The following is a 14,956-nucleotide window of genomic DNA, read 5'->3' as shown; positions in this document are numbered from 1 at the left end:
GGCGTGTAGTGGCACGCTGAATTTGGCGAATGGGTAATCTCAGAGGACAGGATTAAGGGTTTTGGTAACCGGCTTCTTTTTGATGCTTGACGGTCAGTATCACCACTCTGTCAGTCAGTTCATCATGACGGTAAAGCATCACGTACCCGCTGCTGCCGAATTCGATCACCAGCTCCTGATATTCAAGGGGGAGGTGTTCAACGGGTCGCCCGATATTCGGCAGCGCTGCTAACTGACGAATGCCGCGAATCAAAACTTCAGCGGCCTTTTTCGCAGCCAGCGCATTTTTGTTTTTTAGAAAATCCTGCAGACGCTGCAAATCACGTCTTGCGCGTTCTGAAACAATCACTTGTGGCATGCAGGCGCATCCTGTTCATGCCCAGAACCCCAGGATTCTAACCAGGTGACCATCTCATCGGCGGTGATGTGTTCGCCGGTGCTCTGGTATTCCTCCCACGCGGCCAGCGCCTCTTTACGGTGCTGACTGCGTTTTTCTTCACGCTCCACGTATTCGGCGATGGCTTCCAGCATTAGCGCATGGGCTGAGCTATGGCGGTCATCGGCCAACGTTTTCAGTCGTTCTTTAATGTCCTGATCGATGCGCAGCGTCGTGGTTTGGCGTGGCGTGTCAGCCATGATGTGCTCCGATTAATATCACTGGTGTCACCAATGATATTAACCCTGAATGATGCGGGTGTCACTCCACATTCAGGAAGCGCTGGCGGTAGGCGCTGGGTGAAACACCGAACGCCTGATGGAACACTACGGAGAAGTAGTTGCTGTCTTCAAAGCCACACAGCGCGGCAACGTCGCCGATGGTTTGCAGGTCATAACGCAGCAGTTCCATCGCCTTGCATAGCCGTAGCTGACGCAGGTAGTGTGGCACGCTCATGCCGGTTTGTTCTTTAAAGCGCGAACGCAAACTGCGGGCGCTAAAGTGGTGCTGTTCACAGAAAGCTTCAAAGCGGAACGGTGCTGCGATACTGGCACGCAGCGCATTCATCAACATATCCAACTGATGCGCATCGGCCAGTTGCGGACTATCCGGCGTGTGGCGATAGCGCGCCGCCAGCAGCGCAATCTGCAGCAGCAGCGCTTCACTCAGTTGCAGCGACAGCGCATCCGACTTCATACACTCCTGCCTCAACGCATCCACCTTCTCGCGGAGGGTATCCATACCTTCCGAGCCTAGGCACCAGTGGCGCTGGCTTTGTGGCAGCTCCCCGCCCGGCAGTAACGCTTGCCAGTCGGCAGATAGCGTCAGGCGATTGCGGATATAGAGAATGTTGTCCAGTTCGAGCCCGTGGACGGATTCATAGCTGTGGCGATCGTTCGCGGAGACATAGAACATATCGCCGCGAGTGATGCGGTAAGGCACATCATTCCAGAGGTGCAGGCCATTGCCACGCCAGACAATCACCAGTTCGTCGAAATCATGATGATGTAGCGGAAACACGGGCTGTGGATGCCGTTCGGCAACCATCACGGCATTCTTGTCGGTGAGGAAATAGTCTTCAGTCTGTAATTTCAAACCCCGTATTACTGTCGTCATTCCCTCACCCGCAGTTGCCGTTACCTACTCTTCACGAGAAAACGCCTGATGGCGCAGTGACTTAGGTGCCTGCGAGAATGCCTTGCGGAATTGCGTCGAGAAGTGATTGCTGTCGCTAAATCCACAGGCGTGCGCAATAGTGGTAATGGAATCATCACTCTGCTGCAACCGCCGACGAGCCTCCAGTAATCTTAACCGATTCAGATAGCGTTGTGGCGTCATACCGGTGTGTTGTTTGAGCTGACGGTGCAGCGTACGCAGCGGCAATGAGAACTGATCGGCCAGACTGCCCCAGTTCACCTCTTCGCTGTAGTTATTTTGCAGCCAGCCCAGCAGCGCTTGTACCCCCTGACGCTCGGAGCCGTTGGCCTGCGTCTGGAAACAGTGTTGACGCAGTTGCACCAGAATGTGCAGAAACAGGCTCTCGCTGGCAGCAATCGCTTCCGGTGCATCACTCTGCGCCAGCTCCGCCAGACTGTTCATCGACTGTTTCAACTGCTGCATCCCCGCCGCATTCACCTGCCATTGCCCTTGCCACTCGCCGTTCGGGCCATACGGTAAAAAGGCAGCGATATCGGAAAGGAAGCGGAATCCGCGCGGCGAGCGGTACAGCATGTTGGTCAGGCACAATCCTTCCACGTCTTCAAACAGATGCCGATCGTTATCGCGAACGAAGAATACCGAACCGCTGCACAGAGCGTAGGGCTGATCGTTAAACACATGGACGCCAGCACCCTGCTCCACCAGCACGATTTCCCAGAAATCATGATAATGCTCAGGAAACGCCGCTTGTGGGGTACGCGGCTCCACCGCAACCGTTACGGCACGCGAAGTAAAAAAATCATCACCACGAAGTAACGTCATTTCAGTTCTCCATTCAGCCTCTGGCAAAAGTGCAGCCTTTGAAAAAGGGTAGTCAGAAGCCACAAAACCGGCCTTCAAATACCGTCGCCCACACGCCATCTGACTGCTCTTTTTTTAAGATCGCACCGCCTAATTGATTGAAGTGTGGCAAGGATCACACCGCTTTTTCCCTGATTTTTTCATGGTTATTCCCTGAATAATTTCCCAGATTGTGAGCCCTTTCACGGTCAGCTTTGTCATTTTGCCAGCCGCCTGTTGTAGATGGCACTCATAGGAAGGTGGCTTCTGTTACCGCTCCTTACACTGCAACACATCCAACAAGTAAGGAGTGCGGCTATGGCGGTGAAGAATATCGTGGCGGTGGATTTAGGTGCATCCAGTGGTCGGGTCATGCTGGCAACCTTGCACACCGCAACGCAGCATCTGACGCTGAAAGAAATTCACCGTTTCAGCAATACGCTGGTGTTTCAGGACAACCATCACCAGTGGGATCTGGCCGCGCTGGAAGGCGACATCCTCACCGGATTACACCAAATCGATGCCATGGGTATCACCCCCGATAGCATCGGGATAGACAGCTGGGGCGTGGACTATGTGCTGCTGGATAAGGACGGGCAGCGTGTTGGCCTACCCTATTCCTATCGCGACCACCACACCGACGGCGTGATGGCTACCGTCACCGCCGAGCTGGGGCGTGAGGCGATCTATCAGCGCACCGGTATTCAATTTCTGCCGTTTAATACGCTGTACCAGCTTAAAGCGCTGTGTAACACATCATCTGACGATCTGAATCAGGTGGCACACCTACTGATGATTCCCGACTATTTTCACTATCGCCTCACCGGAAGTCTGGTCTGCGAATACACCAATGCCAGCACGACCCAACTGCTTAATCTGGAAAAGAAAACCTGGGACAGCGAACTGCTGGACTATCTGGGCATCCCGCGCCGCTGGTTGAGCGATCCGGTGCAGCCGGGGCACGCTGTAGGGAACTGGACAGCGCCAAGCGGACAGCAGATTCCCGTCACCGCTGTCGCCACGCACGACACCGCCAGCGCGGTGGTCGGCGCACCGTTGCTGAGCCGCGACAGCGCCTACCTCAGTTCCGGCACCTGGTCACTAATGGGCATCGAGAGCGACACGCCGTTTAACAGCCCGCAGGCGCTGGCCGCCAATATCACCAATGAAGGTGGCGTGGATGGCACCTATCGGGTCCTGAAAAACATCATGGGGCTGTGGCTGCTACAGCGCGTTTGTCAGGAGCGTGACATCAAGGATTTAGGCGCGCTGATTCAGTCCGCCGCCGCTCTGCCCGCTTTTGTCAGTCTGATTAACCCGAATGACGATCGCTTTATCAATCCGCCGTCTATGCATCAGGCGATCCGCGACTATTGCCGTGAGCACGGCCAGCCCGTGCCCCAAAGCGATGCCGAACTGGCACGCTGCATCTTCGACAGCCTCGCGCTGCTCTACCGACAGGTGGTACTGGAACTGGGCGAACTGCGCCACGCGCCAATCCGCCAGCTGCATATTGTCGGCGGCGGTAGCCAGAACGCCTTCCTGAACCAGCTGTGCGCCGATGTGTGCCAGATTCCGGTTCTGGCCGGGCCGGTCGAGGCCTCGACGCTTGGCAATATCGGCTGCCAGCTGATGGCGCTGGACGCCGTCGCCGACCTTGCCGCATTCCGGCACATGCTGACTCATAACTTCCCTCTGCATCGCTATACCCCGCATGCGGAGAGTGATTTTGCCGGGCACTGGCGTCGTTTTCAGGCGCTCAGCCAGCCAGAAACCGCCCCACAGGGCAAAAAGGAGACTACGCAATGAGCACACCAATTGAAACCGCCTGGCAACTGGCAAAAGCACGTTACGCCAGCATGAATATTGACGTAGAGGCCGTGCTGGAACAGCTCGACCAGATTCCGGTGTCAATGCACTGCTGGCAGGGCGACGATGTGGCCGGATTCGAGAACACCGGTGGGCCACTCACCGGCGGCATTCAGGCCACCGGCAACTACCCCGGCAAAGCGAGCACGCCGGATGAACTGCGTGCCGATCTGGAACAGGCCTTTGCGCTGATCCCCGGCCCCAAACGGCTGAACCTGCACGCCATTTATCTGGAATCTGCCCAGCCCGTCGCCCGCAACGAGATTGCCCCCGAGCATTTCAGCACCTGGGTTGAATGGGCCAAGCGCCACCAGCTCGGACTGGATTTTAACCCGACCTGCTTTTCTCATCCGTTGAGCGCAGACGGATTTACCCTGTCGCACCCGGACGAAAAAGTACGTCGTTTCTGGATTGAACACTGTCAGGCCAGCCGCCGGATTTCCGCCTACTTCGGCCGCGAACTCGGCACGCCGTCTGTAATGAACATCTGGGTGCCGGACGGTATGAAAGATTTGACCATCGATCGTCTGGCGTTCCGCCAGCGGCTGCTCAGCGCGCTGGATGAAGTCATCGCCGAGCCGCTCGATCAGGCACACCATATCGACGCGGTGGAAAGTAAGCTGTTCGGGATCGGCGCGGAAAGTTTCACCGTCGGCTCCAGTGAATTCTGCCTCGGCTACGCGGCCAGCCGCGGCACCGCGCTCTGTCTGGATGCCGGACACTTCCACCCAACCGAAGTGATTTCCGACAAGATCTCCAGTGCGATTCTGTACGTTCCGCGCCTGCTGCTGCACGTCAGCCGCCCAGTACGCTGGGACAGCGACCATGTAGTGCTGCTGGATGACGAAACGCAGGCCATCGCACACGAAATCGTGCGCCATAAACTGCTTAACCGCGTGCATATCGGGCTCGATTTCTTTGATGCCTCGATCAACCGCATCGCCGCCTGGGTCATCGGTACCCGCAATATGAAGAAAGCCCTGTTGCGCGCGCTGCTGGAACCCACGGAAACGCTGCGCACACTGGAACAAAACGGCGATTACACCGCGCGTCTGGCCCTGCTGGAAGAGCAAAAATCGCTGCCGTGGCAGGCCGTGTGGGAACACTACTGCCAGCGTCATGACGTCATCCCGGGCAGCGAATGGCTGCAACAGGTGCGTCAGTATGAAGAAACCATCCTCACTCAACGTCAAGGGTAAGATTATGCAAGCAATTCTCTCTTCCTGGTTTGTACAGGGAATGATTAAAGCCACCAGCGACATGTGGCTCAAAGGCTGGGACGAACGTAACGGCGGTAACGTCAGCCTGCGCCTGACGGCTGAGGATGTGACGCCTTATGAAAGCGATTTCTACCCGCAGCCGCGTCATGAAGCCCTTTCACAGCCGATGCCTGCGCTGGCTGACTGCTGGTTTATCGTCACCGGCTCCGGCAAATTTTTCCGCAACGTGCAGTTGGATCCGGCCGATTCACTGGTGGTGTTGCAGGTCGATAGCGACGGTAAAGGCTACCGCATTTTCTGGGGGCTCACCAACGGCGGCCTGCCGACTTCTGAACTGGCTTCGCATTTCCAGTCGCACATTGTCCGTATGGGCGTCACTCACGGACGCGACCGCGTCATCATGCACTGCCACGCGACCAATCTAATTGCCTTGAGCTATGTGCTAGAGCTGGATACCGCTAAGTTCACCCGTGAACTGTGGGAAGGCAGTACGGAGTGTCTGGTCGTCTTCCCGGACGGCGTGGGGATTGTGCCGTGGATGGTGCCGGGCACCGATGCCATTGGCGATGCCACCTCCGAACAAATGAAGCGTCATTCGCTGGTGCTGTGGCCTTTCCACGGTATCTTCGGCACTGGCCCGACGCTGGATGAAGCCTTCGGCCTGATCGATACCGCAGAGAAATCCGCCGAAGTGATGGTGAAAGTGATATCGATGGGCGGTAAGAAACAGACGATCTCGACCGAAGAGCTGATCGCGTTGGGTAAACGTTTCGGCGTCACGCCAATGGAAGCCGCGCTGCGCGTGTAGCAGATTTTAAGCATAAACTACTTTCAGCATAACATTACCTTCAGCCTCAACTCGCCACGGCCTCACCGCCGTGGCGTTCTGCCAACGACTACGGGGGATTCATCCATGTTGCGTAAGGCTTTTGTGATGTCAGTTTTTCCTGACAGCCACGATGAATATCAGCGTCGCCACAATCCTATCTGGCCGGAACTGGCCGAGGTGCTCAAGAATCACGGTGCACACCACTACAGCATTTTTCTGGATAAGCAGCGCAATCTGCTGTTCGGCTATGTCGAGGTCGAATCCGAAGCACGCTGGGAAGCGATTGCACAAACGGACGTCTGCCAGCGCTGGTGGAAACACATGAGCGACGTCATGCCCGCCAACCCTGATAACAGCCCGGTTAGCGATGCGCTGGAACCGGTGTTCTATCTGGACTAACGCATTCTCTGAACCACGCATCATCGTGTAGCGGTAATAACATTACCGCTGTGTCATTATTGTTGAAGCTATAAAAAAGAAATAATGTGTCATTTAATTAATGAATCCCGTTACCTATTATTTTTAAGTTACATACCCTAAATAATTCAAGTTTCAGGAAGGCGGCAAGCGAAGGAATCCCGATGAGCTTACTTGAGTAAGTGATTCGGGTGACTGAACGCAGCCAACGCACATGCAACTTGAAGTATGACGGGTATAAATAATTATCGATTATTGATGGCAGTCACATTTTATTTTTCCTATTTGTGAAATATCCATCTTTCACATTAAAAATAAAAACATTTATTAAAACAATCCTTAACAACCACCCTTCATTTAAAAATAATCCATTGCCAGTTTAAAAATAAACAGAATTTAGTGTCGCCATAATGAATATGATTATTATTAAGCTCCGTTTATTCACCAACCTCTCTTTATCGAATTACGTATTATAAAGATCTTATTTTCTTTGCCGTTATCACTACTACCTTCTCTCTATAATCAATAAGAATAACGATGAAATTTTCCCAACTCACAGTGTTCTCTAAGTTATTACTCGGTTTTTCCGTCCTGATAGCCATGATGTTGTTATTAGGTGTGGTTTCACTACTTCAGCTTAGCGTTAATAATAATCGTATTGATGAATTAAGCAGCAGCAGCCTGCCCGGCGTACGATATAGCCTGGAAATGCGCGGCGCGTTGTCTGAAACACGTTTGCAGCAAATACAATATATCGACTCCAAAACGCCTGAAGAGCGCGAAGGTCATCGCAAAGAATTACTGCAAAATGCCGATGCCTTTCTTGCTGCATTTAAGAACTACCAAACCGTAGCTAACAGCGAGGATAAAAAAGCGCTGATTAAGGTCATTGGCGAAAATTTCTCCGGCTTTAACGCGGTCAACGCCACGCTGGTTGATACCGTCAATCGGGGCGATCTGGCTGAAGCGAGTAAAATCAGCGGGGCAAGCTCTTCCAAGTACCGTAGTCAGCTAATGAAAGATCTGGCTCGACTGGTGGATATGGAAGTGGCGACGGCAAAAGATATCGTTGCCAGTGCCGATTCGACTTATCGGACGTCACAGTACTATGTCTGGGGATTGCTGCTGCTCGCCCTGTTGACGACGGCCATTATCGCGACCGTTATCTCACGTAATATTTCGCGCCAGCTCGGCGGAGACCCGCATTACGCTCAGGAAATCATGACGGAGATTGCCTCCGGTAATTTGACGGCGCAAATCCAGCTGCGCCAAGGGGACAACAGCAGCCTGCTGGCCTCCATCAACTACATGAACCAGCAGTTGATGAGCATCGTGCATACCATCATGAGCGGCAGTGAATCCATCTCGCTGGCGTCCAATGAGATTGCTCAGGGCAACAGCGACCTGTCGCAGCGTACCGAAGAGCAGGCAGCTTCGCTGATTCAGGCATCGGCTAATATGCAGCAGCTGACGCACACCGTACGCCAGAATGCGGATAACGCCAAAGAAGCCAGCCAACTGGCACAACAAACCTCCGAAACGGCTTCTCAGGGCGGGCTTATCGTGGATGACATGCTCAAGCGTATGCATGAGATCTCCGACAGTTCACAGAAGATTGTCGATATTATCGCCGTGATCGAAGGGATTGCCTTCCAGACCAATATCCTTGCACTGAACGCCGCAGTAGAAGCGGCAAGAGCGGGTAGCGAAGGGAAAGGCTTTGCCGTCGTAGCAGGCGAAGTCCGGACGCTGGCACAGAAGAGCGCCAACGCTGCCAAAGAGATCAAAACGCTGATCGAAGGCACCGTTGAGAAGATTACCGACGGCTCCGCGCGGGCAGACAAAGCCAGCCAGGCGATGTCGGAGATTGTGCTGTCGGTGAAAAAGGTCACAGATATCGTGGCGGAGATTTCTCAGGCTTCCAACGAGCAGCATATCGGCATCAAAGAAATTAGCGTGGCGGTAGAACAAATGGATCGGGTCACTCAGCAGAACGCCGCGCTGGTTGAACAATCCGCCACGGCAGCACATGCCATGACGGAACAGGGTGCACAGCTGCGTGATGCGGTTCGTTTCTTCAAAGTTAATCAGGATCACATGCTGAGAATTCATTAATTCTCCTCTGCCCCGCCAGCAACCCGGCGGGGCAGCCACCTATTTCTGAGCGCTATTATTTCTAATAACGGCTAACTCACCCTGTTTGCTTCATGAACAAACGTTGACGTCTGGTTTAGGCAAACGGGGTTATAGTTACACCACTACACTACGTGCTGTGTTTTTACGTACCCGTTTTCTACGTATCAGGTTTCTGCGCAATCTATTTCTACGTACTCGGTTTCGTCAGCTGACGACTATTTTTACACCTCGCCGCACGGCGATAAGGAGACAACATGGACGAGCACCCTCGATGGCCCGGTAAACCGCACCCGTTAGAATAAGGACCGTCTTCTTCCCCGACCTCTCTGTTCTCTCCGTCTGCGCCGTTTACCTCCCTTAATACCTTCATTTTTTTCCGCTTTACGTCCCTTTATCCGGGATGCGCGCCCGTGCGCGGCGGACAGGCAACATTAAGAGAGCAGCATCATGACCGATATGATCACGCAAACGGGGTATCGCCGCGCCCGTAAGACCCCCACGGCCACCTTTGCGATTGCCCGCGAGGCGCAAAACAGCCTCGATCAAACACTGGCTAACCTGAATACTCATCTGCACGGCTTAAGCCATGATGACGTAATTGAGCGCCAGCAAACCTATGGCGAAAACCGCGTCGCCCATGAAAAAGCGCCGCACGCGCTGGTGCAATTGGCCGCCGCGTTTAATAACCCGTTTATTTACGTACTGATGGCGCTGGCCGCGATCAGCTTTTTCACCGATTACTGGCTACCGCTGCGCCATAATGAAGAGACGTCGCTCACTGGTGTGATCATCATTCTGGTGATGGTAAGCCTGAGCGGCCTGCTGCGCTTTTGGCAGGAGTTTCGGACCAATAAAGCCGCCGAAGCACTGAAATCGATGGTGCGGACAACGGCCACCGTGCTGCGCCGCCCTCACGCCAGCGCCACCGCCGTCATGCAGGAAATTCCGCTTCAGCAACTGGTGCCCGGCGATATTCTGACGCTTTCCGCCGGCGATATGGTGCCAGCGGATGTTCGGCTGGTGGAATCACGCGATCTGTTCGTCAGTCAGGCCGTCCTGACCGGTGAATCGCTGCCGATCGAAAAATACGACGTCTTCAGCGATATCAGCGCCAAAGGCTGTCAGCCCGCAGGCTGCGGCGGCGAAAGCGATCTGCTGGCGCTCTCCAACATTTGTCTGATGGGAACCAACATTTCCAGCGGCACGGCAACGGCCATCGTCGTGGCGACGGGTAGCCACACCTATTTTGGATCGCTGGCAAAATCGATTGTCGGCACCCGTTCCCAAACCGCCTTCGATCGCGGCGTTAACAGCGTAAGCTGGCTGCTGATCCGCTTTATGATCGTGATGGTGCCTGTCGTGCTGCTGATTAACGGCTTCACCAAAGGCGACTGGATGGAGGCGAGCCTATTTGCGCTGGCGGTCGCTGTCGGCCTGACGCCGGAAATGCTGCCGATGATTGTCTCTTCCAATCTGGCAAAAGGCGCGATCGCCATGGCGCGGCGTAAAGTGGTGGTCAAACGGCTGAACGCGATTCAGAACTTTGGCGCGATGGACGTCCTGTGCACCGACAAAACCGGCACGCTGACGCAGGATCGCATCATCCTTGAACATCATCTGAATACGCAGGGTCAGGTCGACGCGAGCGTACTCCAGCTCGCCTGGCTCAACAGCGCGCACCAGAGCGGCATGAAAAACCTGATGGATCAGGCCATCATGCATTTTGGTCGTCATAATCCGGCCATCGCCGCACTGGGTCGCTATCGCAAAATCGATGAGCTACCGTTTGATTTCATTCGCCGCCGCCTGTCCATCATCGTTGCCGATGAACACAACCAGCAACGCCTGATTTGCAAAGGCGCGGTAGAAGAAATGCTGGCAGTCGCCACGCACGTGAGTGAAAACGGGCAGCGGTATGAACTGGACGACGAGCGCCGCAGTACGCTGAAAACGCTGGCGGAGAACTACAACCAGCAAGGATTCCGCGTGCTGATGATCGGCACCCGTGAACTGAGTCCGGTGGGCAGCACGCTGCCGCTGAGCGCTGAGGATGAACGCGACCTGACAATTTGCGGCCTGCTGACGTTCCTCGATCCGCCGAAAGAAAGCGCCTCTGCCGCCATTCGCGCCCTGCATGAAAACGGTGTGACGGTTAAAGTTCTGACGGGCGATAACGCGATTATTACCAGCAAGATCTGCCGCGATGTCGGGCTGGAACCGGGCGAGGTGCTGGAAGGCAACGCTATCGATGCGCTCAGCGATGAACAGCTCGGCGTGCTGGTAGAACAGCGCACCATTTTTGCCCGACTGACGCCGCTACAAAAATCTCGCGTGCTGAAAGCGCTGCAAGGGAATAACCATACGGTCGGCTTTTTGGGCGACGGTATCAACGATGCCCCCGCCCTGCGCGATGCGGATATCGGGATTTCTGTCGATACGGGTACAGATATCGCCAAAGAATCGGCCGATATCATTCTGCTGGAAAAGAACCTGATGGTGCTGGAAGAAGGCGTCATCAAAGGGCGCGAGACGTTCGGGAATATCATCAAATACCTGAACATGACCGCCAGTTCCAACTTCGGCAACGTGTTTTCAGTGCTGGTCGCCAGCGCCTTTATTCCGTTCCTGCCGATGCTGGCGATCCATCTGCTGATTCAGAACCTGATGTACGACATCTCTCAGCTGTCGCTGCCGTGGGACAAAATGGATAAGGAATTCCTGCGTAAACCACGCAAATGGGATGCCAAAAATATCGGTCGCTTCATGCTGTGTATCGGGCCGACGTCATCGATTTTTGACATCACCACCTACGCGCTGATGTGGTTCGTATTTGCCGCCAACAGCGTAGAGCATCAGGCCCTATTTCAGTCAGGCTGGTTCGTTGAGGGGTTGCTGTCACAAACGCTGGTAGTGCACATGCTGCGTACCCAGAAGATCCCGTTCATTCAGAGTACGGCGGCGCTGCCGGTGATGCTGATGACCGGGCTGGTGATGGCGCTGGGTATCTATCTGCCGTTCTCCCCGCTGGGGCCGCTGGTCGGTTTACAGACGCTGCCGTGGGAATATTTCCCGTGGCTGGCCGCTACGCTGATTGGCTACTGCACCGTCGCTCAACTGGTCAAACGCGCTTATATTCGTCGCTTCGGCCAGTGGTTCTGATCCCTTCTTTACCTCTTCCGGCGGGTGCATTGTCGCCCGCCAAATCAGGAGCCGCTATGAAACCTTCTCGCCATGCATTCAGGATCGTTGTCTTCTTTCTTACCCTGATTTCACTGATTAACGTCACGATGCTGCTTACCGTCATCTAGACTGTAAAAATACCGATACAGTGGCAAAAATACATACCACCTTAGATGTATCATAAGTTAACGATCTTGTTGCAAAAAAACAGAGAAAAAAGATATAAGCAATTAAATAATAAGCAATATATTCTTGTTAATGGGGTGGTAAGCAAAATAGGCATGGTTTTTTTAAGGGAATCATGGGGTCAGCGCTAAACCATTCCCCTATTAGGCCGAAACTAAAATAAACCCCTGTCTACTTTTGCAAACTGCACATGTCAGGAACGGACGACTTGCAGGCTATGGAGCACACCTATGAAATCCCTTCATCACATCTCGATCCGTAGTAAGTTCATTCTTGCCCTTCTCCCCCCCATCCTTGCCCTCCTCTGGTTCAGTTTTTCGGGTGTGGTGGAACGCCGCAGTACAGAAAATGAAATGATCCGTATGGAGAAGCTCATCACGCTGGCGCGCGATGCAGGCGAGTACGCTCACCAGTTACAGCGTGAGCGCGGCTTGAGCGCAGGCTATTTTGGCAGTCAGGGGAAAAATTTTGGCCCGGAGCTTACCACGCAGCGGCAAGCCACCGATCGGGCACAGCAGGTGCTTGAGCAAACCGCCGCAAACCTGAGCCGCGCCGAGCTTGGGGATGCCGTCAGCGAAGAACTCGGGCGCGTCTCGCAGAAAATGCAACAGCTCGGAGAGCATCGCCGCAGTGTCGATAGCATATCGATACCCGTTGCCCAAGCCATCGGCTACTATTCTGATTCCGTCAGCTATCTGCTGAATATCGTCGGGGATATGACTCATCTGGTCAGCGATGGCGGTATCGCCCAGCGGCTGGCTGCCTACTACAACCTGCTGAACGTCAAAGAGCAGGCCGGGCTTGAACGCGCCGTGCTCTCCAACACATTCTCTGCCAATAGCTTTGCTGCCGGTATGTTCGAACGTCTGAACCAGATGGTTGGCCGAGGAGAGGCCTATACCACGGCCTATAATATGTTCGCCAATCCCGAGCTGCGTAAGGCTTTTGAGCAGGCCCTCAACAATCCTTCTGCACAAAGCGCACTTCAGATGCGTAATAAGGCCATCGCTTCTCCTGGCGGCAATTTTGGTATCGATGCCAGCCAGTGGTTTAACCAACAAACGGCAAAAATCGATGAGTTGAAAAAGATTGAACAACTCGCCACCAACGACCTGACAGCACAGGTGAATACCTTAGCCGCCAATGCCCGCCAGTCCTGGATTAGCTATCTGGTCGGTGCGCTGGTTTCTCTGCTCATGGCACTCGGTCTGGCTTCCATGGTCATGCGCAGCATCAACGAGCAGCTTCAACAAACGCTGACGACCATTCGCGAGATGGGCGGGGATCTTACGCGCCGCCTGCGCGTGCCGGGAACCGACGAACTGTCGCAGCTGAATCAGGCGTACAACGCCTCACTGGAAAACATCGCCGATATGGTGGTGAGTATTAAGCGCAGCTCGCAAACGATCGGACAAGCCAGCAGCGAGATCGCCAACGGCAATCAGGATCTGGCGCAGCGTACCGAAGAGCAATCCGCTTCGCTGGTGCAAACCGCCAGCAGCATGGAAGAGATTACCGTTACGGTAAAACAAACTGCCGACTTTGCCGGACAGGCGCGCCAGTTGACGACCGAGGTGGACGATCAGGCTCATCGTGTCGGCACCATTACCGAATCGGCCAGCGGTGCGATGGAAAGAATTCAGGACGCCAGCCAGCGTGTGAACGCGGTGGTTTCCGCCATTGATGCGATTGCCTTTCAGACCAACCTGCTGGCGCTGAACGCGGCGGTTGAGGCCGCACGAGCGGGGCAGCATGGCCGAGGGTTCTCTGTCGTCGCGGCGGAAGTACGTCAGCTATCGCAACGTAGTGCCGACGAAGCAGGCAAAATCCGCGCGCTCATCGCCGACAGCATTGCCAGCGTCAGCGAAGGAACAAAGCTGGTGAATCAATCGAACCGAGGGATTAACGATATTGTCGCAGGTACCCGTAAAGTGCGCGATCTGGTGAATGAAATCGCGGTCGCCGCCGATGAGCAATCGTTGGGCATCGCACAAATTAACGAAGCGCTCAGCCAGCTAGAGATGGTCACGCAGCAGAATGCGACGCTGGTTTCTCAGGCTTCCGTTGCCAGCCAGTTACTGGATGAACAGGCGATTAAAATGGAATCGCTGGTCAGCCGCTTCAAGGTTGACGACAACGCACCGCAGCAGCCTTTGCGGCAAGCGCTGTTAGCAAGGTAGCGCATAGACCGACAGTAATGCTTTCTGCCCTTTTAGCCGGGCGATGTAGCCCGGCTCCACTTCATTATTTAGACGATATATCCCTCATCATTTCCCCCTCTATCTCTCCTTTATATTTCCTCTCTATCTCTTCCATTTATTTCCACACTTTATATTGGGTTAATAGAGGTAAAATATATTTTATATTTCCAAACATAATTATAATTGGTACCCTCGTCACTTTAATTAACTAATTAAAGTGGATGTCGATAACGCATTACTTTATATAAAAAGGCCTGGCAATAAGGATGTAAATTGCAATATCAATGCAACATTGAATACCTAACCTCAAAGGAGGTTAAGTAAAATAGCTTTTTCTTATTATAAGGAAATAAATCACAAAATATTGTTTTTAAAGGAATTAAATAATCATTCATTTATATAAATAAAAAATGAAAATATAAGAAAATTCTCAATAAGCGTCACGATTTAGAAAACACCAGAACTAAATTTAATTATGCCCACC

Annotated in this window: 11 protein-coding genes; 7 read left to right on the top strand and 4 right to left on the bottom strand. The window is 53.8% G+C overall.

Annotation, left to right across the window (positions count from 1 at the left end):
- Positions 1 to 52: 52 nt before the first annotated feature.
- From ACIPUG_RS15345 to rhaS, 4 genes are all read right to left on the bottom strand, one after another.
- The gene (locus tag ACIPUG_RS15345; RefSeq protein WP_039499278.1) at positions 53 to 358 is read right to left on the bottom strand and encodes a type II toxin-antitoxin system RelE/ParE family toxin; all 306 of its coding nucleotides are present in this window, start codon (positions 356 to 358) and stop codon (positions 53 to 55) included.
- Positions 346 to 636, bottom strand: coding sequence for a CopG family ribbon-helix-helix protein (locus ACIPUG_RS15340; RefSeq protein ID WP_039499276.1), 291 nt, complete (start codon positions 634 to 636; stop codon positions 346 to 348). The genes ACIPUG_RS15345 and ACIPUG_RS15340 overlap by 13 nt, the downstream gene beginning before the upstream one ends.
- Positions 637 to 697: 61 nt before the next feature.
- Positions 698 to 1,552 (bottom strand): helix-turn-helix domain-containing protein, encoded by an 855-nt coding sequence (locus tag ACIPUG_RS15335; RefSeq protein WP_039279287.1) that lies wholly within the window; start codon positions 1,550 to 1,552, stop codon positions 698 to 700.
- Positions 1,553 to 1,576: 24 nt separating this feature from the next.
- Positions 1,577 to 2,416, bottom strand: a complete 840-nt coding sequence (rhaS, locus tag ACIPUG_RS15330; protein ID WP_014913998.1) for an HTH-type transcriptional activator RhaS — start codon at positions 2,414 to 2,416, stop codon at positions 1,577 to 1,579.
- Positions 2,417 to 2,752: 336 nt separating this feature from the next.
- Between rhaS and rhaB the strand changes: the two genes are divergently transcribed.
- The 7 genes from rhaB to ACIPUG_RS15295 all read left to right on the top strand — a co-directional run bounded on the left by rhaB (position 2,753) and on the right by ACIPUG_RS15295 (position 14,451).
- Positions 2,753 to 4,243, top strand: a complete 1,491-nt coding sequence (gene rhaB, locus ACIPUG_RS15325; RefSeq protein WP_400339070.1) for a rhamnulokinase — start codon at positions 2,753 to 2,755, stop codon at positions 4,241 to 4,243.
- Positions 4,240 to 5,502 carry an L-rhamnose isomerase gene (locus tag ACIPUG_RS15320; RefSeq protein ID WP_014913996.1) on the top strand — a complete coding sequence of 421 codons (1,263 nt, stop codon included), beginning with the start codon at positions 4,240 to 4,242 and terminating at the stop codon, positions 5,500 to 5,502. Before rhaB ends, ACIPUG_RS15320 begins: the two co-directional genes overlap by 4 nt.
- A gap of 4 nt (positions 5,503 to 5,506) precedes the next feature.
- Positions 5,507 to 6,331, top strand: a complete 825-nt coding sequence (gene rhaD / locus ACIPUG_RS15315; RefSeq protein ID WP_010285281.1) for a rhamnulose-1-phosphate aldolase — start codon at positions 5,507 to 5,509, stop codon at positions 6,329 to 6,331.
- Positions 6,332 to 6,436: 105 nt separating this feature from the next.
- Positions 6,437 to 6,751, top strand: coding sequence for an L-rhamnose mutarotase (gene rhaM, locus ACIPUG_RS15310; protein WP_010285280.1), 315 nt, complete (start codon positions 6,437 to 6,439; stop codon positions 6,749 to 6,751).
- Positions 6,752 to 7,306: 555 nt separating this feature from the next.
- Complete coding sequence (locus tag ACIPUG_RS15305) at positions 7,307 to 8,884, top strand: methyl-accepting chemotaxis protein (protein ID WP_014913995.1); 1,578 nt, start codon at positions 7,307 to 7,309, stop codon at positions 8,882 to 8,884.
- A 468-nt stretch (positions 8,885 to 9,352) separates the two neighbouring features.
- Positions 9,353 to 12,064 carry a magnesium-translocating P-type ATPase gene (mgtA, locus tag ACIPUG_RS15300; protein WP_400339067.1) on the top strand — a complete coding sequence of 904 codons (2,712 nt, stop codon included), beginning with the start codon at positions 9,353 to 9,355 and terminating at the stop codon, positions 12,062 to 12,064.
- A 437-nt stretch (positions 12,065 to 12,501) separates the two neighbouring features.
- Complete coding sequence (locus tag ACIPUG_RS15295) at positions 12,502 to 14,451, top strand: nitrate- and nitrite sensing domain-containing protein (protein WP_400339065.1); 1,950 nt, start codon at positions 12,502 to 12,504, stop codon at positions 14,449 to 14,451.
- Positions 14,452 to 14,956: the final 505 nt, after the last annotated feature.

Origin of the sequence: Pectobacterium sp. CHL-2024, from assembly GCF_044751765.1 — a bacterium.
In the GTDB taxonomy this organism is placed as follows: Bacteria; Pseudomonadota; Gammaproteobacteria; order Enterobacterales; family Enterobacteriaceae; genus Pectobacterium; species Pectobacterium brasiliense.
The sequence above is the reverse complement of the archived record's forward strand: the minus strand, read 5'-3'. Positions and strand labels throughout refer to the sequence as shown.